Genomic DNA, 19456 nt, shown 5'->3' on the forward strand with positions numbered 1-19456 from the left:
AGGGAAGCCGGCGTCCTCCCTACTGCCTACTGCCTAATTCCTCTTCAAAGCTGCTCGATCATCGCAGCGGCACCGGAGACCGTCGCCTGGCCGGGGCTTTCCTCGATGTTCAGCGCCTTCACCACGCCGTCCTCGACGAGCATGGAATAGCGCTTGGAGCGCACGCCGAGCGTGCCGGCGGAAAGGTCGATATCCAGGCCGAGCGCCTTGGTGAAGGCGGCGTCCCAGTCGGCGAGGAAGCGCAGCTTGCCGGCGCCGCCCGTGGAGGTCGCCCAGGCGCCCATCACATGGTGGTCGTTGACCGCGACGACGGCGATGTCGTCCACGCCCTTGGCGAGGATCGCGTCGCGGTTTTCGAGGTAGCCCGGAAGATGGTTCAGCGAGCAGGTCGGCGTGAAGGCGCCCGGCACGGCGAAGAGCACGACGCGCTTGCCCGCGAAAAGGTCCGCGGTCGAGATATCGGCGGGGCCGTCCGGCGTGCGTTCCTTGAGCGTGAGGTCGGGCAGCTTGTCTCCAACGGAAATGGTCACGGCGTCTCTCCTGTCTGGTATGGGATGGCGCGGGGCCGGAAGGGCCCGCCGGCGGCACTATAAGCAGCGCCGGCCAAAGTGCGAAGCGGTTTTCCGCCTGAAGAGGCAGGCGGCTCACTTCACCGCGAGCGGGCCTTCCATCGTCTTCTCGCCGGCCCGGAGGGTCAGCCGGATGGGGTTCTTCGCAAGGTCGAACACCTTCGGCCGGTGCAGCACCGGCACGTCGGAGACGAAGGCGTCGCCCTCCCGCCGCACGGGGCCGGCCGCGCCGAATTCGAACGGGGCGCCGGAGAGGAAGACGTCCGCGGCGTCTCCGTCCGCCGGTGCCTCGAAGCGCACCGCGATCGTCTTGCCGTCCGCCGACCACTGGCCGCCGAGCGGGCGGAAGCCATCTCCCGCCGTGCCGGGAAGCGTCGCCTCGGCCGCGGCGACCGCGGTCTCCTCCAGCGGGTTGGTGAAGCCTTCGCCGCCCGTCTCCACCGTCAGGTCCGCCTGCACGGGAATACAGATATCCTTGCACACGCCGAGGAAGACGGTGGCGGTCACCGTGCCGCCCACCGCCCCGCCGAGTTTCATCGGCAGGCGCACCGGCGCGTCGTAGCCGATATAGTGGTTGGTATCATCGCCAAGCCGGCGCGGCGCCGGAAAGCCGATCGAGGTCAGCGTCGCGCCGGAGACGGTGATCGACGGCGGAATGCCGCTGCCGCCGGGATCGCGCCAATAGGTCTTCCAGCCCTCGTGCAGGCGGATGTCCAGCATGGCGCGCGCCGCGCCGTCGGCGCCCGCCGGAAGCACCACGAGGCGCACGTCGCCGCCCGGCGTCTCCACCCAGGAGGAGGTTGCCGCCGTGGCGGCGGCGGGAAGGAAAAGCAGCGCGATTGCAGCGGTTTGCAGGCGTTTCATGCGTCAACATCTAGCGCCGGGGCCGCGTGCTTTCCAGCAACAAAAACGCACGGGCCGATCATAAAAGCTTGATCGTCCGGCGGCACACCATACCTTTCTATAGGCTGGCACGTCGCGCCGGCGAAAAGAACGCTTTTCATTTGGCGGCGAATTGATAGGCTACTTGCACTATGGCTATGTCGGTTCTGAAAAACAGGCGAGAACGCGGCTTCCTTGACGGTCAGTTCCTGATCGCCATGCCGGGCATGGCCGATGCCAATTTTGCCCGCACCGTTGTCTATATCTGCGCCCATTCGGAAGACGGGGCCATGGGCTTCGTCATCAACCGCCCGCAACAGCTGAGCTTCTCCGACGTGCTGCTGCATCTCGATCTCGTCGGCGAGGACGAGGTGATCCGCCTGCCGGGTGCGACGCTGGACTTCCCCATCCGCTGCGGCGGGCCGGTGGAGAGCGGGCGCGGTTTCGTGCTGCATTCGGACGACTACATGTCCGAATCCTCCATTCCCGTCAGCGACGATATCTGCCTCACGGCGACGCTCGACATCGTGCGCGCCATTTCCCGCGGCCGCGGGCCGGAGAAGGGCCTGATGATGCTCGGCTATGCCGGCTGGGGAGCGGGGCAGATCGAGAACGAGATCGGCGCGAACGGCTGGCTGTCCTGCCCCGCGCAGGAGGAGCTGATCTTCGACACCGACCTCGACAGCAAGTACGAGCGGGCGCTCGGCCTGATGGGCATCACGCCCGCCATGCTCTCCGCCGAGGCCGGCCACGCCTGAGCGGCGCGGCAAATTTTCCCCGATGCCGCCGGAACTTGTTGCAGCGCACGCCGTTTATCTGCCGCAGTCAACAACTGCGCCTCTAACAAGGAGTACGATGGTGGGTAGCACGAGCGACAAGATCAAGGGCACGGCCAACGAACTGGCCGGCAAGGCCAAGCAGGCAGCGGGCAAGGCGGCCGACAGCCCGAAGCTGCGCGCCGAGGGCGCCGCCCAGGAAGCCAAGGGCAAGACCCAGAAGGCGGTCGGCAAGGCCAAGGATGCCGTCAAGGGCGCCATCGATCGCCTCTGATCGATGATGCGGGGCGGCACGCCGTGTCATCCCGCCATTGCGAAGTCGAGATACCCGTATCGCCAATGCCGATGCGGGTATTTTATCGAAAGCATCATCGCCGATCGGGGGGCATCATGAAACTCTTCACCTGCGGCACATGCGGCCAGACCACCCATTTCGACAATCGCGTCTGTGTGCGTTGCGGCTCCACACTCGGTTTTCTTGCCGAAGACATGACATTGCATGCCCTGGTGCCGGAAGGCGAGGGGCTGTGGAGGGTCGTCCCGCGCGAGGGTGTCTATCGTTTCTGCGACAATGCCGCGCACGACGTCTGCAACTGGCTGCTGCCGGCCGACAGCCCGCACGCCTTCTGCGAGGCCTGCCGGCACAATCGCATCGTGCCCACCACGGATCCGAAGGGGCTGGAGCGCTGGCGGCGCATCGGCGCGGCCCAGCGCCATCTCTTCTATTCGATCCTGCGCTGGAAGCTGCCGCACCCGACCCGCGAGGAGGATCCGGCCGGCGGCCTCGTCTTCGATTTCCTGGCCGACGAACTGGATGCGGACGGCAATGTCGTCCAGCCCGCCATGACCGGCCACGAGGACGGCCTCGTCAGCCTGCGCGCCGCCGAGGCGGACGACGAGGTGCGCGAGGGCGTGCGTGTCTCGATGGACGAACCCTACCGCACGCTGCTCGGCCATTTCCGCCACGAGATCGGCCATTTCTACTGGACCCAGCTCATCCGCGACGAGGCGACGCTGGAGGAGGCCCGCCGCCTCTTCGGCGACGAGCGCGCGGACTACGCCGCTGCCCTCCAGCACAATTACGAGCAAGGCCCGCCCGCCGACTGGCAGCAGCACTTCATCAGCACCTATGCCAGCTGCCATCCGGCCGAGGATTTCGCCGAGTGCTGGGCGCACTTCTTCCACATCGTCGACACGCTGGAAACCGCCCGCGCCTTCGGCCTCAATACCGATCCGAAGGGCCACGAGGAACTGGAGGCCGAGGTCACCTTCGACCCCTACCGCGCCCCCGATGCCGGCCGCCTCGTCGAGGCCTGGATCCCGCTCAGCGTGGCGATGAACGCCATCCAGCGCTCGATGGGCCAGCCCGACAGCTACCCCTTCGTCCTGCCGCCGCCGGTCGTGGAGAAGCTGGATTTCATCAACGGACTGGTGAGGGAAGCAGCCAATAGGAATTAGCCAATAGGCAGTAGGGGGTGCCCTATTGGCTACGGCCTACTGCCTAACGCCTAATTCCTCCTCACGCCCGCTTCATCAGCGGAAAGCGTTCCTTCAGCAGCCGCAGCACGGAATCGTAGCCGATCGGCGGGCCGAAGAGGTAGCTCTGGCCGAACTCGCAGCCCATATTGCCGAGCTCGATCGCTTCCTCCTCCGACTCGATGCCTTCGGCGACGACCTGCATTTCGAGCTCCCGTGCCATGGAGATGACCGAGCGCAGGAGCACGGTACGCTTGTCGGAGCCGTCCCGCACCAGCGCCTTGTCGATCTTGATCGTGTCGAAGGGAAAGCGGGTGAGGTAGGAGAGCGAGGAATGGCCTGTGCCGAAATCGTCGAGCGCCAGGCCAAGGCCGACATCCTTCAGCTTGGTGAGGATCAGGCGGGCCTGTTCCGGGTTCTCCATCACGACGGATTCGGTGAGCTCCAGCTTCAGCTTCTGCGGCTCGCAATGCGTCTTGGCGAGCGCGGCGCGCACATCGTTGTAGAGCTCGTTGTTGAGCAGCTGGGCGCTGGACAGGTTCACCGAGACGAAGACGGGCAGGTCGCCGGTCTGGAGCTGCCAGTCCATCAGGTCGCTCGCCGCCTTGTCGAGGGCGAAGAGGCCGAGCTGGTTGATGAGGTCGGAGCTTTCCGCGATCGGGATGAATTCCGTCGGCGAGATGTTGCCGCGCTTGGGGTGATCCCAGCGCATCAGCGCCTCGAAGCCGGCGATCTCGGCATCGGAAAGGCGCACGATCGGCTGGTAGACGAGCGAGAGCTCCTTGCGCTCGATGGCGCGGCGCAGGTCCGTCTCGATCTGGAGGCGGTCCGCGCCGAAGGTGCGGAAGGCGGGGCGGAAGGGCTCGACGCGGTTGCCGCCGCCCTTTTTGGCCCGGTACATGGCCAGTTCCGCATCGTTGAGCAGGCCCGGCGCGTCCTCCTGCTGGTCGACCCAGGAGACGAGGCCGATCGAGGCCGTCAGGATGATCTCGCGGCCGCCGAAATTGATCGGCACCATGATCGCCTTGCTGACGGCGTCGGCGAAATCCGCCACCTTGGCCGGATCGCGCTCGGACATCAGGATCAGGCCGAACTGGTCGCCGGCCAGCCGCGCCAGCGTGTCCTGCGGCTTCAGCAGGCGGCGCAGGCGCCGGGTCAGCGCGATGAGGATGTTGTCGCCGGCGGCAATGCCGAGCGCATCGTTGACCTGCTTGTAGCGGTCGATGTCGATGGTGAGCACCGTCGGGCGCACATTGTCGGAGCTTGCCGTCAGCGCGAGGATCGACTGGAGACGGTCGAGGAAGACCTGGCGGTTCGGCAGGCCCGTCAGGTTGTCGTGCAGGGCGTCCTGCAGCAGCCGGTCGACGGAATTCCTCTGCTCGGTGATGTCGATGATCGTGCCGACGCAGCGGATGATCTCGCCATTGGCGCCGAGCACCGGCCGGGCGCGGATCGAGAGCCAATGGTAATGGCCGTCCTCGGCGCGCACGCGGAACTGATGGTTGAGCCGGCCCTTGCGGTGTTCCAGCAAGACATCCAGCGTCGCGCGGAAACGGTCGCGGTCGTCCGGGTGGAGGCGCGGCAGCCAGTTGCGCGCCGGCCCGTGCATGACGCCGGGCGCAAGGCCGAGCTGGATGGAAATGTCGGGAATGGTGACGACGCGGTCGCGGGCCACGTCCCAGTCCCAGACCGTGTCGCCGGAGCCGGTCAGCGCGAGCGACTGGCGCTCGAGATCGGAGAACAGGCCCTGGCTATAGGCGCCGCCGGCAAAGGCGTGCTGCATCACCGTGAAGCCGATGAGGAGCACGATCAGCACGAGGCCGCCGCCGAGCGCCGGCTGGATGATGTCGTTGTTGAGCTGGCCCGTCACCGTCAGCCACGCGCCGAACAGCCAGACGAGGATCAGCGCCCAGGCGGGCACCAGAAGGATGGCGCGGTCGTAGCGGTTGAAGCCGAGATAGGCGATGAGCACGATGCCGACCGTGCCGGTCAGGGCGAAGGAGAGGCGGGCGATGCCGGCGGCGATCGGCGGATCGTAGATCGCGACGCCGAAGAGCAGGCCGAGGCCGAGAATCCAGGCGAGCGTCGCATAGGAGAGATGCGCATGCCAGCGGTTGAGGTTGAGATAGGTGAAGAGGAAAACGACGAGGCCGGCGGCAAGGAACACCTCCGTGCCGGCGCGCCAGATGCGCTCGTCCCCCGCCGTGATGCTGATGAGCTTCGACAGGAAGCCGAAGTCGACGCAGATATAGCCGAGCACCGCCCAGGCGAGCGCTGCCGTCGCCGGCAGCATGGAGGTGCCCTTCACCACGAAGAGGATGGTGAGGAAGACGGCGAGCAGGCCCGCGATGCCGAGCACGATGCCGCGATAGAGCGTGAAGGCGTTGACCGTGTCCTTGTAGGAATCCGGCGCCCAGAGATAGATCTGCGGCAGGTCGGGCGTCGCCAGTTCCGCGACGAAGGTGACGACCGTGCCGGGGTTGAGCGTGATGCGGAAGACGTCCGCCTCGTCGCTCGGCTGCCGGTCGAGCGCAAAGCCTTCGCTCGGGGTGATCGAGAGGATGCGTTTTGCCCCGAGGTCCGGCCAGAAGAGCTTCGATTGCACGAGGCGGAAATGCGGGGCGACGATCAGGCGGTCGATCTGCTCTTCCGAAACGTTGGCGAGCGCGAAGACGGCCCAGTCGCCCTGGTGGTCCTGCGAGGTGGCGCGCACCTCGATGCGGCGCACGATGCCGTCCGTGCCGGGCGCGGTGGAGACCTGGAAGGCCTCGCCCCGGCCCGTATAGATCTCCGTAGTGGCGGTGAGGTCGAGGGCGGTGTCGTCACGGGAGATCTTAACGGGTTCGACGGCGAAGGCACGCCCCGTCATCATGCCGGCGAAGAGCATCGTGGCGAGGAGAATGAGGGCGAGCAACCGGCTGGCATGCAGCGTTTGCGGCACGGATAAAGGCTTCATTGAAACTGCATGGTCCTTAGGTCTGCCCAGTCCTGTCGCGCCCGGGTGCCGCCTACGGCCGCCTGTCGGCCGCCAGAAGCGAGAACATCAGATGGTCGCGCCACTCCCCGTTTATCTTCAGATACTCCCGAAGGTAGCCTTCCTGCCGAAAGCCGGCCTTTTCAAGGAGACGGATGCTTCTCTGATTGTCTGGAATACAGGCTGCCTCGATACGGTGCAACTGAAGGCTCGAAAAGATATACGGTATGACCAGTTTCAGGGCACCATGCATGTGGCCCTGGCCGGCATGGCGCTCGCCCATCCAGTAGCCGATCATGCAGCATTGCGCGGCCCCGCGCCTGATATAGCCGATGGTCAGCCCGCCGAGCAGCGTCTTTTCCTCGCGTGCGAAGACGAAGAGCGGCACGGCCTGGCCGGAGGAAAATTCCTGTTCATTTCTGAGAACGCGGGCGCGGAAGGCGCTTTCCGTCAGTTCGTCGTTGCGCCAGGTCGGCTCCCAGGGCTCGAGGAAGCGGCGGCTTTCCGAGCGGAGCTGATACCATTGCCGGTAGTCCTGGAAGCGGGGCAGGCGCAGGAGGTGCCGATCGTCGGCAAGTTCCACGGTGTCGGACTGCCGGGACAGAAACCGAAAAACCGACCGTGCCATTCGCCCTCCGCGCGCGCCGATCCGTGGCGTGCCTTGTCGGGAAAGACTATGCCGAGAGGCTCGCCGGCGTCAAATGGTCCGGGGAAGGCGGGCCGCCGGAAAACTCTTCCAAAAACAAAACCCGCCTTGCGGCGGGTTGCGTCTTCGAAGCCATGGGCGCTTCACCATCGGTGAGGGCGGGACGACCGGTTCCAGCGCTTTGGTCAAGCGCGCCCTGTCGTCGGGCCGTGGCGCCAGGCTCTCTTGCCGGATGGCTCAGCCGAAAACCGTAAGGCCCTTGACGGCGGACTGGATGTTCGAGCGCGAGATGCCGAGGTCCTGCAGGGCGCGGTCGTCGAGGGCGCTGAGTTCACGGACGGCACGGCGGTCGGCGGCGTTCTTCTTGAGCTTTGCGAAGATGTTCATTGGTCAACTCCTTTGGGTTGCCCATGATATAAACAATCCCTTGCCCGGAAAAAATGCATATGCTTGCAGCGTAGGCATGCGTTTATTGCATGGCGACGCAAGTGCCCGTTATTCGAGGTTCTCCTGGGCAAACGCCGCCGCCACATGCAGGTCCGTCGTCTCCAGCCGGCCGGGGCCGAGATTGACGAACGTGTGCGGCACGTTGGCCGGTCCGAAGACGATCTGCCCGGCGCTCGCCTCAATCTGCCGGTCGCCCACCGTGAAGAGCGCGCGGCCCTCGCGCACGATGAAGATCTCGTCATAGGGATGCCGGTGGAGCGGCGGCCCGCGGCCGACCTCGTCCGTCGTGTAGAACATGACGGAGACATCGGTGCCGAAGGCCCGGCCCTCGAACTCGCCCTGCCAGACATCCGGTTTTTCCGCCCATTGGGCGCGCTCGAGCATTGCGGCGACTTTCTGCATGGGGTCCTCCTTCAGTCCGCGGCGGCGAAATGCGCCATCTGGTCGGCATGGGCCTTGGCGAAGGCCGGGCGGGCGGTGGCGCGGGTCATGTAGCTGCGGCAGGCCGGATGATCCGCCAGCCCGTCGAACCGGTCGACGAGGCGCAGCACGTCCGCCATGGCGATGTCTGCCACGGAGAAGGGCCCGGCCAGCCATTCCCGCTGCGAAAGGACCGGCTCCATGCGCTGCAGCCGCAGCTTCAGGAAGTCGTCGAGCGGCTTGCGCGACGGCGTGTCGGCGGGAACGTTCGCGAACATCAGGAGAGCCCAGGGCAGGCTTGCCATCTCGACGGAGTTGAGCGCCGCGAACAGCCATGCGATGGTGTCGCTCCGTCCTCGCGGGTCGGCGGGCATCAGGGCCGCGCTCCGTTCGCCGAGATGGAGCAGGATCGCGCCGGTCTCGAAGATCGAGATGTCGCCGTCGACAAGCCACGGCACCTGGCCGAAGGGCTGGTGCGCGAGATGTCCGGCCTTGCGGTCGTCGAACGGCACGCTCTCGACGCGGTAGGGCAATCCGGCCTCTTCCAGCGCCCAGCGCACGCGCAGGTCGCGCACCAGGCCGCGTGGCGTCTTGGGCACCCAGTCGAAGGTCGTGACGACGAAGTCGGCCATGGTCCATCTCCCATTCCTGTTTCAGGACAAGGACGGGCGCGCCGCTTTCGTTCCGACAGCGTCGGCGGATTTTTTCCGGCAATGGTTGGGAAGGGTTCCCTCAGCTCGCCGCGCGGTCGGGAAGGGCCTGCCGCGACAGCGAGCGCGTGATGTCCCCTGCCGGGACCAGGTGCTCCAGCGGGCCGATCGCGGAGATGGTCGGCACCGTGTCGAAGAACAGGCGGCCGGCAAGGTCCGTCAGGCGCTCGATGGTGATGCCCGCAAGGCGCTCCATCAGCTCCTCGTTGGGGATCGGACGGCCGTAGAGCATCATCTGGCGGGCGATCTGGCCGGCGCGGGCGGCCGGGCTTTCCTGGCCCATCAGGAGCTGGGCGCGGATCTGCGCGCGGGCGCGCTCGATTTCCTGCTGCTCGATCGTTTCGGAGGATTTCTTCAATTCGTCGAAGATGACGGGCATCAGCTCGGGCAGGTTCTCGCCGCCGGTCGCGGCGTGGATGCCGAAGATGCCGGTGTCCGAAAAACCCCAGTGGAAGGCGTAGATCGAATAACACAGGCCCCGGTGCTCGCGCACTTCCTGGAAGAGGCGGGAGGACATGCCGCCGCCGAGGATGTTGGCGAGGATCTGCGAACAGTAGAAGTCGCGCGCGTGATAGGCCTTGCCCTCGAAGCCGAGCAGCACCTGCGCGTCCATCAGGTCACGCGTCTCCCGGATGTCGCCGCCGGTATAGCGGGCCGGCTCGAAGACCGGCGAGACCTTCGGGGCGGTCGGCAGGCTGGAGAAGCGATCCTCGACCTGGCGCACGAATTCCTGATGGTCGACGGCGCCGGCGGCCACGACGAACATGCGGTCCGTCGTATAGTTGCGGTCGAGATAGGAGCGGATCTCGCCGGGCGAGAAGGACAGCACCGATTCCGGCGTGCCGAGGATGGCGCGGCCGATGATCTGGTCGCGATAGGCGACCTCGGAGAACTTGTCGAAGACCACGTCGTCGGGCGTGTCGTTCGCCGCGCCGATCTCCTGCAGGATGACGTGCTGCTCGCGGCGAAGCTCGTCCTCGTCGAAGACGGATTGCGTCAGGATGTCGGCGAGGATGTCGACCGCGAGCGGGACATGGTCCTTCAGCACGCGGGCATAGTAGGAGGTGGTTTCCGTCGAGGTGGCGGCGTTCACCTCGCCGCCGACATTCTCGATCTCCTCGGCGATCTGGCGGGCGGAGCGGCGCTCGGTGCCCTTGAAGGCCATGTGTTCCAGAAGGTGGGCGATGCCGTGCTCGTCCGTGGTTTCGTTGCGTGACCCCGACTTGATCCATACGCCGAGAGCCACGCTCTCGAGATGGGGCATGTTTTCCGTCACCACGGTCAACCCGGACGCAAGCCGGGTGCACTCAACTTTCATCATGCGCACTTTCTGCGTTCCACATTTGCGCGTCTCCTTCAAAACCCGCAAATGCTCTCCCTGTGTCCACACAATCCCGAACGCAAACCGCTCCCGGAACCGCTCAGCCCCGGATTCGCGAGTGGTCGCCGATGAAGGCTTCCACGACGTCGAGTTCCGCACTCAGCACGTCGAACCGCTCCTCCCGCTGCATGAGGTCAGCAAGCCACGTCGGAAGCGCCGGGTCAATACCGCATGCCGATTTTACTGCGGCGGGGAATTTCGCCGGATGGGCGGTGGCGAGCGTCACCATCGGCGCACCGGGCTTCTCGTGCTTGGCGGCGACGAAGACGCCGATCGCCGAATGCGGGTCGAGCAGGTAGCCGGTGTCGGCGAGCGTGTCCTTGATGGTCTTGGCGACCTGTTTTTCCGAGGCTCGGCCGGCGCGGAACTTCTTGCGGATCACCTTCAGCGCGCTGTCCTCGATCTCGAAGGCGTTTGACTGCTTCAGGCTTTCCATCGCGCGGCGCACGGCGCCGGCATCGCGGCCATAGGCCTCGAACAGCAGGCGCTCGAAGTTCGAGGAGATCTGGATGTCCATCGAGGGCGAGGTGGTGGCCTTGACGTCCTTCATCTCGTAGCGGCCGGTCTTCAGCGTGCGGGCGAGGATGTCGTTCTCGTTGGTGGCGATGACGAGCTTGTCGATCGGCAGGCCCATGCGCTTGGCGGCATAGCCGGCGAAGATGTCGCCGAAATTGCCGGTCGGCACGGTGAAGGAGATCTTGCGGTCCGGCCCGCCGAGCGCCACGGCACTGGTGAAGTAATAGACGATCTGGGCCATGATGCGCGCCCAGTTGATCGAGTTGACGCCCGAAAGCTTCATCCGGTCGCGGAACTTCGTGTCGTTGAACATCGCCTTCACGAGGTTCTGGCAGTCGTCGAAATTGCCCTTGACGGCAAGGGCGTGGACGTTCTTTTCCTTGGAGGTCGTCATCTGGCGCTGCTGCACCGGCGAGACCTTGCCTTCCGGAAAGAGGATGAAGATGTCGGTGCGCTCGCGGCCGGCAAAGGCGTCGATCGCCGCCCCGCCCGTATCGCCCGAGGTGGCGCCGACGATGGTGGCGCGCTCACCGCGGGTCGCCAGCGCATGGTCCATCAGCCGGGCGAGCAGCTGCATCGCCACGTCCTTGAAGGCGAGCGTCGTGCCGTGGAAGAGCTCCAGGACGAAGGAATTCGGCCCGGTCTGCACCAGCGGCGCGATCGCCGGATGGCGGAAGGTCGCATAGGCCTCGTCGATCATCGCGCGGAACTTGTCCGCCGGGATGTCGCCCTCGACGAAGGGCGAGAGCACCGTGAAGGCGATCTCCTCGTAGGACTTGCCGCGCAGCGCCCGGATCTCCTTCTTGGAGAAGGTCGGCCATTCACGCGGCACATAGAGGCCGCCGTCGCGGGCAAGGCCCGCCAGAAGCGCATCGGAGAAGCCGAGGGAAGGGGCCTCGCCCCGCGTCGAAACATAGTCCACGTTCATACGTCCTTGGGAAGGTTGATGATTTCGAGCGACGAAAATCGCAGGAACCGGCTGTCGCTTCGTACCAATGCTCTGTCGCCCCGTCCAGCGAAAGGCCACGGGCCGCCTTGCGGCGGATCGCGGCAATGCCGTTGCGTTTTGCCCGTTCCGGCGCGAAACGGGCCCTGGTGAAATTCTGCGGGCGGGTTCAATCGACAATCGATTTTTAGCCACGTCGCTGCTATAGACCATCGCCTGGGGTCGTGAAAAGGCCCGCAAAAAGAGTTCCGAAAGGCTTGCGCGCCGGGGGCGGGGCCTGATCGCAGGGGTTACAGTATCGTGTTTGGAATGAATATCCGCCGCTTTCTCGGCATATCCCTTCTCGCCGTCGTCGCCGGCTGCAGCCAGACCGACAAGCCGGCCGATCTCGGCGTGACGAGCGACCCATCCGGCGTGGAGACCGCCGCCCAGCAGCAGACGGGCACCGCCGTCGTGCAGGGCTCGTGCCCGCAGGTCTACCTGCGCGACGGCACGGCCGTGCTGCGCCGCTATGCCAAGGGCGCCAAGGACGATCCGCAGAAGCTGCTCTACCAGGTGACGCTGGCCGACACGACACGCCAATGCGTCCTGAACGAGAGCCAGCTCGTCATGACCGTGGTGGTGCAGGGCCGTGTGGTGACGGGACCGGCCAGCACCGGTGGAACGGTCAACGTGCCGATCCGCGTCGCCGCCACGGACGGCAAGACGACGCTCTATTCCGATCTCGTCCAGTATTCCGTGAACACGGAGGCCGGCCAGTTCATCTTCACCAAGGGCGACGTGGCGCTGCCGGGCGGCTCCGGCGGCTTCACGAGGGTCTATGTCGGCTTCGACGAAGGGCCGTACAACACGAAGTGAGGAATTAGGGGGTAGGCAATAGGCCTTAGGGTTGACGGCGCTGTCCGACGCCGAGACCGCAGTCCTAATGCCTAATGCCTAATGCCTAATGCCTACTGCCTACTGCCTTAGACCGCCCCCTGCCATTCCGCCAGCGCCGAGATAACCCCCGGCAGCTCGCTCATGCGCGAGATCACGGTCTCCGCGCCGGCTTCCGTCAGCCGGTCGGCGTGGGAGGGGTAGGTGTGCGAGGCGCCGGTGAAGCCGACGACGCGCATGCCGGCGGCGCGGGCGCCGGCGATGCCGTGCACGGAATCCTCGATGACCAGCGTGTTGGCCGGGTTCGCGCTGAACTGCCCGGCGCCATGCAGGAAGATATCCGGCTTCGGCTTGACGCGATCGGGGCCGAGGTCCTTGGCCGAATAGACATAGGGACCGAAGACCTCCCGCAGGCCGACTTTCGAGAGCATCATGTCGAGGCGGTGCGCGGCGGAGTTCGAGCAGATGCAATAGGGCTTGCGGATGCGCGAGAGCATCGGCTTGACGCCCTCGATGACCCGCACCTCCTGGGCAAGGCGGGCATCGAGCAGCTTCTCCGACTTGTCGAGCAGCGAGGCGGAGAGCGGGATGGCGGCCTCGCGCTCGATGGTCAGCAGGATGTTGTGCCAGGTCATGCCGGCAAAGCGCTCGCCCATCTCCTCGACGCCGATCGGATAGCCCGCCTCGGTGAGAAGCCGGGATTCCACCTCGGCCGCGATGATTTCCGAATCGACCAGGACCCCGTCGCAGTCGAAGATGATGAGATCGAAACCGTCCATGACAAACCGTCTTTCAATGGCGCAATTGCCCGCATGGGGCGGGACGCGGCGGGCGTCGGGAATTGCGATGGGATAAGGGGCGGGATCGCCCGTGAAGCCGCGGTCTCCCTACACGAAAGGGCGCGCCGCGACAATTGCCGATTCCGGACGTGAGCTATGCGGCGGCTTGTGGGGCAAGGTGGTGCAAGGGCCGCTCATCCCGCTGCCGCGACCTTTTTCCCGCAAGCGGGGCGAAGGCGTAAGCCGCTTCGCCTTCCCGCCAATCGGCTGTCTTTGTTTGAGGAAGCCGGCGCCCCAGCCCCCTTCTCCCCGCTTGCGGGGAGAAGGTCGCGGCGGCGGGGTAAGGGGCAGCGGTCACTCCGGAAACAGCGCCAGGAACCGCCGCTCGCCCTCGGCGGTGAAGCGGATGGCGCGGCTGTCCTTCTCGCGCTTCGCCCAGCCGTCGGCGATGAACCGGGCGAGCAGCGCCTCGCCGAGCGAGCCGGCAAGGTGCGAGCGCCGCTCGCTCCAGTCGAGGCAGGTGCGGCAGACGGGGCGGCGCTGGGTCTTCAGTGCGGCAAGGTCGATGCCGATGGCGGCGATGCGCGCCTCGCCGGAAGGCGTCAGCGATGCCTCCCCGCCATCGAGCGCCACGTCGCCGTCGGCCACCAGCCGGTCGAGCATGCGCACGCCGAAATCGCCGGCAAGATGGTTGTAGCAGACGCGCGCCTTGCGCAGCGCCGGATCCTTCGGGCCGGGACGGCTGCGCATCAGCCCGCGGTTCGCCGCAAAGCCCATGATGTTCTCGAGCAGCAGCCCCACCTCGTCGTCGGCGAGCGCGAAATAGCGGTGCCGGCCCTGCTTGCGCTGGGCGACAAGCCCGCCGGCCTCCAGCCGGGAAAGATGGGAGCTGGCTGTCTGCAGCGTGACGCCCGCCGCGCCCGCAAGCTCGCTCGCCGTCAGCGCCTGCCCGCCCATCAGCGCGGTCAGCATGTTGGCGCGGGCGGGATCGCCGATCAGCGCGCCGATCTGGGAAATGTCGGGACCTTCTTTCATACTTCGATGGTAGCCGAAGCATTCGCGTTCGGCAATGTGGGAAAAGGGGGCATCGCAAGCACGGGCAATTCCGGCAAGGGATTGCGCCAGGACGAGGAGACGACGATGATCACCTGCTTCATCCGCTACCGGATCGACCCGTTCCGCAAGGACGCCTTCGCCGCCTATGCCCGCAACTGGGGCGAGGCGATCCCGCGCTGCGGCGCCGATCTTGTCGGCTATTTCGCCCCGCACGAGGGCTCGGCCACCACCGCCTATGGCGTCTACAACATCGAGAGCCTCGCTGCCTACGAGGCCTATCGCGCCCGCCTTGCCGCCGACCCGCTCGGCCGGGAGAACTATGACTTCGCCCGCAACGAGCGCTTCATCCTCAAGGAGGATCGCCTGTTCCTGAAGAACGTCTCGCTGCCGCATGCGCCGAAGGTGACGCCATGATTGCCGTCATCTTCGAGGTGGTCCCGGCGCCCGGCCGCATCGACCTCTATCTCGACACCGCCCGGGACCTGCGCCCGCTGCTCGACGATATCGACGGCTTCATCTCGATCGAGCGCTTCCGCAGCCTCACCGATCCGACGCGGCTCCTGTCGCTCTCCTTCTGGCGCGACGAGGCGGCGGTGAAGGCATGGCGGACCAGCGAACGGCACCGCGCCGCCCAGGCCCTCGGCCGCGCCGGCATCCTCGACAGCTACCGGCTGCGCATCGCCGGCGTCGTCAGGGACTACGGCCTCAACGACCGCAACGAGGCGCCGGACGACAGCCGGGCCTTTCATGCGGCGTAGGGCGGTAGTGCGGACGCAAGCCCAAGACGCGAAACCCGCGCTGCTCGTGGAAAGGGGCAATCGCGTATGAATGATGGAGATTACCCCCCTCTGCCCTGCCGGGCATCTCCCCCTCAAGGGGGGAGATCGGATGGATCACCGTTTCGCGCATCTCCGGCGTTGCTGGTTGAGCAAGGTTTTCGCATCTCGCCCGATCTCCCCCCTTGAGGGGGAGATGCCCGGCAGGGCAGAGGGGGGGTGCTCCGCCATATGCAGGTGGGTGCCGCCGTTCGCCGAAAACGCCATTTCCCAGCCTACTGCACCGTCACTTCCGAGCGCTCCCCGGCCTTCACCGTCGCCTTGGCCTCCTTCGGCGCGACGTCGCCCTCGTATTTCACGTTGACGACATAGTCCCCCGGCGGCAGCGTGTCCTGCCATTCGGCGCCGTAATTGTAGGACATGGACTTCCGGTTGCCCTGGATGTCCTTCGTGGCGTTGAGGATCTCGATGAAGCTCGCCCCGGGCGCGGTGATCGCCAGGACGCCGGCATTGATGTTGACGGTGACTTCCTTCATCTCCCCCGCCTTGATGGTGAAGGGGATCTCACCCGTCGCCGAGCCGAGTTTGGCCGTCAGCACATGCTCGCCCGGCGGCACGTCGAGCTTCGTGCCGGTGCCGTAATTGTAGGCGATGCTCTTGCGGGTGCCGTCGATGTTCTTGCTGGCGGCGACGACCTCGAAGAAGACGTTGCCGGAATCGACCGCCGCCCCGCCCTCCGCATAGACCGCCTTGTTGAGCACGACGCCCGAACCGATGACGAGGTCGCGCTCGATCGTCTCGCCCGCCTTGACGGCGACCGTCTCCTCGACGATGGACGGGCCGATCTTGCCGGTCAGCTTCAGTTCGCCGGCCGAGGCGTAGAACTTGGCCGTGCCGTAATAGGTGGTGGAATAGCCGCCGAAGGCGATCTCGACGCCCGCATTGGCATCGTCCTCGGCATCCTCGGGCGTGCGCTTGGGATGGATCGTCACATGGCCGGCATCGAAGTTGACGAAGGGTTTGGCGACGGCGCCGTCCTGCACCTCGAAGGGCACCTCCCGCCTGATCGCGCTTTGCAGCGTCGCGACGGCGACATATTGGCCCGGCGGGTAGTTGCCGGAGAACTTGCCCTTGTACTGGCTTTCCAGGGTGTCGCCGGCCGGCTTGCCGCCTGCATCCGCCTTGAAGACCTGCCAGAACACATTGTCGTTGTCGCCGAGCGAGGCGCCGCCCTCGGCAAGGACGCTGTCGAACTCGGTGTTGAACGCGAGGGCGGGCTCCGGCTCGGGTTCCGCTTCCGCCACGGCCTCGGCCGGCTTCGACATCGGCGCTTCCGCCACCGTCTCCGTCAGCGCCGCCACGAGCTGGGCGGCATCGGAGGCCTGGAAATAGGTGCCGCCGGTGTTCTCGGCAAGGCAGGCGACCTGCCGGCCTTCCTCCTCCGTCAGGCCGAAGCCCACGACATGGGTGGTGAAGTCGACGCCCTTGCTTTCGAGCGCCGAGGCGAGCGCACAGGGATCGGCCTCGCAGGTCTCGAGCCCGTCCGTCACCAGCACGACGGTCGCCTTGTCCTCGGTATATTTGAGGATGTCGGCCGCCTGCTCGGCGGATTGCGTAAGCGGCGTCCTGCCCTTGGGGCTGAGCCCCGAAACGAAGGAGGTGATCGCCTCCCCGGTGCCCGCGCCCGGCGGCACGGCCAGCTCGATGTCGCTGCACGAGCCCTTTTCGCGGTGGCCGTAGACCATCAGGCCGAGCTCGGTGCCGGCAGGCACGGATTTCAGCACCGTGCCCAGCGTCTCGCGGGCGATCTCGATCTTGCTGCGCCCGCCGATCTGGCCCCACATGGAGCCGGACGCGTCGAGCACGATCATCGTCTTGTCGGCGGCAATCGTCTCGGTGGCGGCAAGAAGCCCCGCCAGAAGCATGAAGGCGGCTCTCAAACGCACGTCTTTTCTCCTCGTTTCCCCGCAAACGCCGGCCGTCCACGCCGGCAAGGCTCAGCGATGCTGTTCCATGACGGGCGAGGCGGGGCGTCTATTCGATCTTGCTGACAAGCGTCTCGACCGCGACGCGCAGGGCCGGCAGGTCGCGCACGACGACGGTCCAGATCATGTCGTCGGCAATGCGATGGTATTCGTGGCGCAGGATGTTGCCGATGCCGCGGATGGCGCGCCACGGGATATCGGGCGTGTGCTGCAGGAGTTCGTCGGGAATGTGCCGGCTGGCCTCGGAGATGATTTCGATGGCCCGCTGGATCGCCAGCCGCAAGATGGCATCCCTGCCGAAATCCTCTCGCGATTTTCCCGAGAGCGCCGTATCGACCAGGGCGATCGTGTCGAGCATGTCCTGGAGAACCGGTCCGACATCCCGCGCCATCAGAAGATGCGGATCGCCGATTGTTCGATCCGGTCCCTCAGCCGCGGATGCAGGCTGTCGCGCGTCGTGATGTCGACATCACCGCCGAATTCATCCTCCAGCAGCAGCTTGATACGGGCAAGATCGACCAGCGAGAAGGCTTTCCCGCTGTCGTGGTCGATGAACAGGTCGAGATCGCTTGCCGGGCCGGCTTCGTCCCGCGCCACGGAACCGAAGAGATAGAGCGAGGTGGCACCGAGCGCCCGGACGGCATCGGCCTGCTGTTTCAGCCTCGTTATGGTCTCGCTCTTCGTCATTCCGGCATTCTAGAGCAATTCCGGTAAAAGTGCGAAGCGGTTTTGCGCCCGGAATCGCGGCGAAACAAACGCTCCAGCGCAGCTGGCGGAACAACGCCATGTCCAGAAAATTTCCCGAAACCGTTCAACAGGTTCAGCCTTTGGTAACCATCTTCGGTAACCATAAGCGCCAGTTCAGTTCCGAGTCAGCGTATCAGCGAGTATCCCATGCCATCTGTTCTTTCGCTTGCAGACGTCTCCCGTTCGCCCCGCAAGAGCGGCTGGCTCGACACGATCATCCGGGGGGACTGCGTTGCCGCGCTCGAGGCGCTGCCGGACCAGTCCGTCGACGTCATCTTCGCCGATCCGCCCTACAATCTCCAGCTCGGCGGCGCGCTGCATCGTCCGGACCAGAGCCTGGTCGATGCCTGCGACGACGAATGGGACCAGTTCGCCTCCTTCGAGGCCTATGACGCCTTCACCCGCGCCTGGCTGCTCGCCTGCCGCCGCGTGCTGAAGCCGTCGGGGACCATCTGGGTCATCGGCTCCTACCACAACATCTTCCGCGTCGGTGCGACCCTGCAGGATCTCAATTTCTGGATCCTCAACGACATCGTCTGGCGCAAGACGAACCCGATGCCGAACTTCAAGGGCCGCCGCTTCCAGAACGCGCACGAGACGATGATCTGGGCGACGCGCGACCCCAAGGCCAAGGGCTATACCTTCAACTACGACGCCATGAAGGCCGCCAATGACGACGTGCAGATGCGCTCGGACTGGCTGTTCCCGATCTGCAGCGGCGGCGAGCGCCTGAAGGGCGAGGACGGCAAGAAGGTGCATCCGACGCAGAAGCCGGAAGCCTTGCTCGCCCGCATCCTGATGGCCTCCTCCAGGCCCGGCGACGTGGTGCTCGACCCGTTCTTCGGCTCCGGCACGACCGGCGCGGTGGCCAAGCGCCTCGGCCGCCATTTCGTCGGCATCGAGCGCGAGCAGGCCTATATCGATGCCGCACGCGCGCGCATCGAGGCGGTCGAACCGCTCGGCAGCGGAACCCTGTCCGTCATGAGCGGCAAGAAGGCCGAGCCGCGCGTCGCCTTCAACACGCTGATCGAAAGCGGGCTGATCGCCCCCGGCACGGTGCTCACCGATGCCCGCCGCCGCCACAGCGCCATCGTGCGCGCCGACGGCACGCTCGCCTCGGGCAACGACGCCGGCTCCATCCACCGCGTCGGCGCCAGGGTGCAGGGGCTCGATGCCTGCAACGGCTGGACCTTCTGGCACTATGCCGATGGCGCCGAGCTGAAGCCGATCGACGCGCTGCGCGCCGTGGTGCGCGCCGGCATGGCCGGCCTCGAATAAAGCCTTTCCAGGAAAAGCGGCCACCGGTCTTCCGTTCGGAAAAGGCGAAAATCGAAGACCGGCAAGCGCCATTACCCGTTTCTCCAGCTGCGGCCTCCGGTGTTCCCTGCACCGGGGGCTGTGGCTTTCGATGGGGAGGGTTTGCCGGCAGCGCCTGTCCCGAATTTCCATCCATGCGATTCAGGTGATGTTAACCATCAATGGCTTAGTGTGACC

General features: G+C 65.9%; 21 protein-coding genes. 7 read left to right on the forward strand and 14 right to left on the reverse strand.

The window, feature by feature from the left end:
• Nucleotides 1–44 precede the first annotated feature (44 nt).
• Both WMC41_RS03930 and WMC41_RS03935 read right to left on the reverse strand, forming a co-directional pair.
• Nucleotides 45–530 carry a peroxiredoxin gene (locus WMC41_RS03930; protein WP_064329310.1) on the reverse strand — a complete coding sequence of 162 codons (486 nt, stop codon included), beginning with the start codon at nucleotides 528–530 and terminating at the stop codon, nucleotides 45–47.
• A gap of 114 nt (nucleotides 531–644) precedes the next feature.
• Nucleotides 645–1433: a protein-disulfide reductase DsbD domain-containing protein gene (locus WMC41_RS03935; RefSeq protein WP_432347079.1), complete on the reverse strand. Its 789-nt coding sequence runs from the start codon at nucleotides 1431–1433 to the stop codon at nucleotides 645–647.
• A gap of 170 nt (nucleotides 1434–1603) precedes the next feature.
• On the opposite strand from WMC41_RS03935, the gene WMC41_RS03940 reads away from it, so the two are divergent.
• The 3 genes from WMC41_RS03940 to WMC41_RS03950 all read left to right on the forward strand — a co-directional run bounded on the left by WMC41_RS03940 (nucleotide 1604) and on the right by WMC41_RS03950 (nucleotide 3685).
• Nucleotides 1604–2209 (forward strand): YqgE/AlgH family protein, encoded by a 606-nt coding sequence (locus WMC41_RS03940; protein ID WP_244767789.1) that lies wholly within the window; start codon nucleotides 1604–1606, stop codon nucleotides 2207–2209.
• Nucleotides 2210–2309: 100 nt separating this feature from the next.
• Nucleotides 2310–2501: a CsbD family protein gene (locus WMC41_RS03945; RefSeq protein ID WP_432347080.1), complete on the forward strand. Its 192-nt coding sequence runs from the start codon at nucleotides 2310–2312 to the stop codon at nucleotides 2499–2501.
• 116 nt (nucleotides 2502–2617) lie between these two features.
• Nucleotides 2618–3685: a zinc-binding metallopeptidase family protein gene (locus tag WMC41_RS03950; protein ID WP_432347081.1), complete on the forward strand. Its 1068-nt coding sequence runs from the start codon at nucleotides 2618–2620 to the stop codon at nucleotides 3683–3685.
• 61 nt (nucleotides 3686–3746) lie between these two features.
• Here the strand turns inward: WMC41_RS03950 and WMC41_RS03955 are convergent, their stop codons facing one another.
• From WMC41_RS03955 to thrC, 7 genes are all read right to left on the reverse strand, one after another.
• A complete protein-coding gene (locus tag WMC41_RS03955) occupies nucleotides 3747–6590 on the reverse strand; it encodes an EAL domain-containing protein (protein ID WP_244768107.1) in 2844 nt (947 codons plus the stop codon).
• A gap of 121 nt (nucleotides 6591–6711) precedes the next feature.
• The gene (locus WMC41_RS03960; protein ID WP_244767784.1) at nucleotides 6712–7305 is read right to left on the reverse strand and encodes a GNAT family N-acetyltransferase; all 594 of its coding nucleotides are present in this window, start codon (nucleotides 7303–7305) and stop codon (nucleotides 6712–6714) included.
• Between the two features lie 255 nt (nucleotides 7306–7560).
• Complete coding sequence (locus WMC41_RS03965; protein WP_064496052.1) at nucleotides 7561–7710, reverse strand: DUF1127 domain-containing protein; 150 nt, start codon at nucleotides 7708–7710, stop codon at nucleotides 7561–7563.
• 108 nt (nucleotides 7711–7818) lie between these two features.
• Nucleotides 7819–8172 carry a cupin domain-containing protein gene (locus WMC41_RS03970; protein WP_272804669.1) on the reverse strand — a complete coding sequence of 118 codons (354 nt, stop codon included), beginning with the start codon at nucleotides 8170–8172 and terminating at the stop codon, nucleotides 7819–7821.
• An 11-nt stretch (nucleotides 8173–8183) separates the two neighbouring features.
• The gene (locus WMC41_RS03975; protein WP_432347082.1) at nucleotides 8184–8822 is read right to left on the reverse strand and encodes a glutathione S-transferase family protein; all 639 of its coding nucleotides are present in this window, start codon (nucleotides 8820–8822) and stop codon (nucleotides 8184–8186) included.
• A gap of 100 nt (nucleotides 8823–8922) precedes the next feature.
• Nucleotides 8923–10221 carry a M16 family metallopeptidase gene (locus WMC41_RS03980; protein WP_244767781.1) on the reverse strand — a complete coding sequence of 433 codons (1299 nt, stop codon included), beginning with the start codon at nucleotides 10219–10221 and terminating at the stop codon, nucleotides 8923–8925.
• Nucleotides 10222–10321: 100 nt separating this feature from the next.
• Complete coding sequence (gene thrC, locus WMC41_RS03985) at nucleotides 10322–11725, reverse strand: threonine synthase (RefSeq protein ID WP_244767780.1); 1404 nt, start codon at nucleotides 11723–11725, stop codon at nucleotides 10322–10324.
• 318 nt (nucleotides 11726–12043) lie between these two features.
• On the opposite strand from thrC, the gene WMC41_RS03990 reads away from it, so the two are divergent.
• Nucleotides 12044–12601 (forward strand): hypothetical protein, encoded by a 558-nt coding sequence (locus tag WMC41_RS03990; RefSeq protein ID WP_398432116.1) that lies wholly within the window; start codon nucleotides 12044–12046, stop codon nucleotides 12599–12601.
• 107 nt (nucleotides 12602–12708) lie between these two features.
• Here the strand turns inward: WMC41_RS03990 and WMC41_RS03995 are convergent, their stop codons facing one another.
• Nucleotides 12709–13398 (reverse strand): HAD family hydrolase, encoded by a 690-nt coding sequence (locus tag WMC41_RS03995; RefSeq protein WP_432347083.1) that lies wholly within the window; start codon nucleotides 13396–13398, stop codon nucleotides 12709–12711.
• 354 nt (nucleotides 13399–13752) lie between these two features.
• Nucleotides 13753–14433 carry an ArsR/SmtB family transcription factor gene (locus WMC41_RS04000; RefSeq protein ID WP_432347084.1) on the reverse strand — a complete coding sequence of 227 codons (681 nt, stop codon included), beginning with the start codon at nucleotides 14431–14433 and terminating at the stop codon, nucleotides 13753–13755.
• A gap of 105 nt (nucleotides 14434–14538) precedes the next feature.
• On the opposite strand from WMC41_RS04000, the gene WMC41_RS04005 reads away from it, so the two are divergent.
• Both WMC41_RS04005 and WMC41_RS04010 read left to right on the forward strand, forming a co-directional pair.
• Nucleotides 14539–14868 carry an NIPSNAP family protein gene (locus WMC41_RS04005; RefSeq protein ID WP_432347085.1) on the forward strand — a complete coding sequence of 110 codons (330 nt, stop codon included), beginning with the start codon at nucleotides 14539–14541 and terminating at the stop codon, nucleotides 14866–14868.
• Nucleotides 14865–15212 (forward strand): antibiotic biosynthesis monooxygenase family protein, encoded by a 348-nt coding sequence (locus WMC41_RS04010; protein ID WP_432347086.1) that lies wholly within the window; start codon nucleotides 14865–14867, stop codon nucleotides 15210–15212. The genes WMC41_RS04005 and WMC41_RS04010 overlap by 4 nt, the downstream gene beginning before the upstream one ends.
• Nucleotides 15213–15505: 293 nt before the next feature.
• Here the strand turns inward: WMC41_RS04010 and WMC41_RS04015 are convergent, their stop codons facing one another.
• From WMC41_RS04015 to WMC41_RS04025, 3 genes are all read right to left on the reverse strand, one after another.
• Nucleotides 15506–17176, reverse strand: a complete 1671-nt coding sequence (locus WMC41_RS04015; protein ID WP_432347087.1) for a vWA domain-containing protein — start codon at nucleotides 17174–17176, stop codon at nucleotides 15506–15508.
• 88 nt (nucleotides 17177–17264) lie between these two features.
• Complete coding sequence (locus WMC41_RS04020) at nucleotides 17265–17606, reverse strand: HepT-like ribonuclease domain-containing protein (protein ID WP_432347088.1); 342 nt, start codon at nucleotides 17604–17606, stop codon at nucleotides 17265–17267.
• A complete protein-coding gene (locus WMC41_RS04025) occupies nucleotides 17606–17902 on the reverse strand; it encodes a nucleotidyltransferase family protein (protein ID WP_432347089.1) in 297 nt (98 codons plus the stop codon). Before WMC41_RS04025 ends, WMC41_RS04020 begins: the two co-directional genes overlap by 1 nt.
• 207 nt (nucleotides 17903–18109) lie before the next feature.
• On the opposite strand from WMC41_RS04025, the gene WMC41_RS04030 reads away from it, so the two are divergent.
• Nucleotides 18110–19240 (forward strand): site-specific DNA-methyltransferase, encoded by a 1131-nt coding sequence (locus tag WMC41_RS04030; protein WP_244767774.1) that lies wholly within the window; start codon nucleotides 18110–18112, stop codon nucleotides 19238–19240.
• Nucleotides 19241–19456: the final 216 nt, after the last annotated feature.

The sequence above is a fragment of the Shinella yambaruensis genome, assembly GCF_050859155.1.
GTDB classification, from domain to species: domain Bacteria; phylum Pseudomonadota; class Alphaproteobacteria; order Rhizobiales; family Rhizobiaceae; genus Shinella; species Shinella yambaruensis.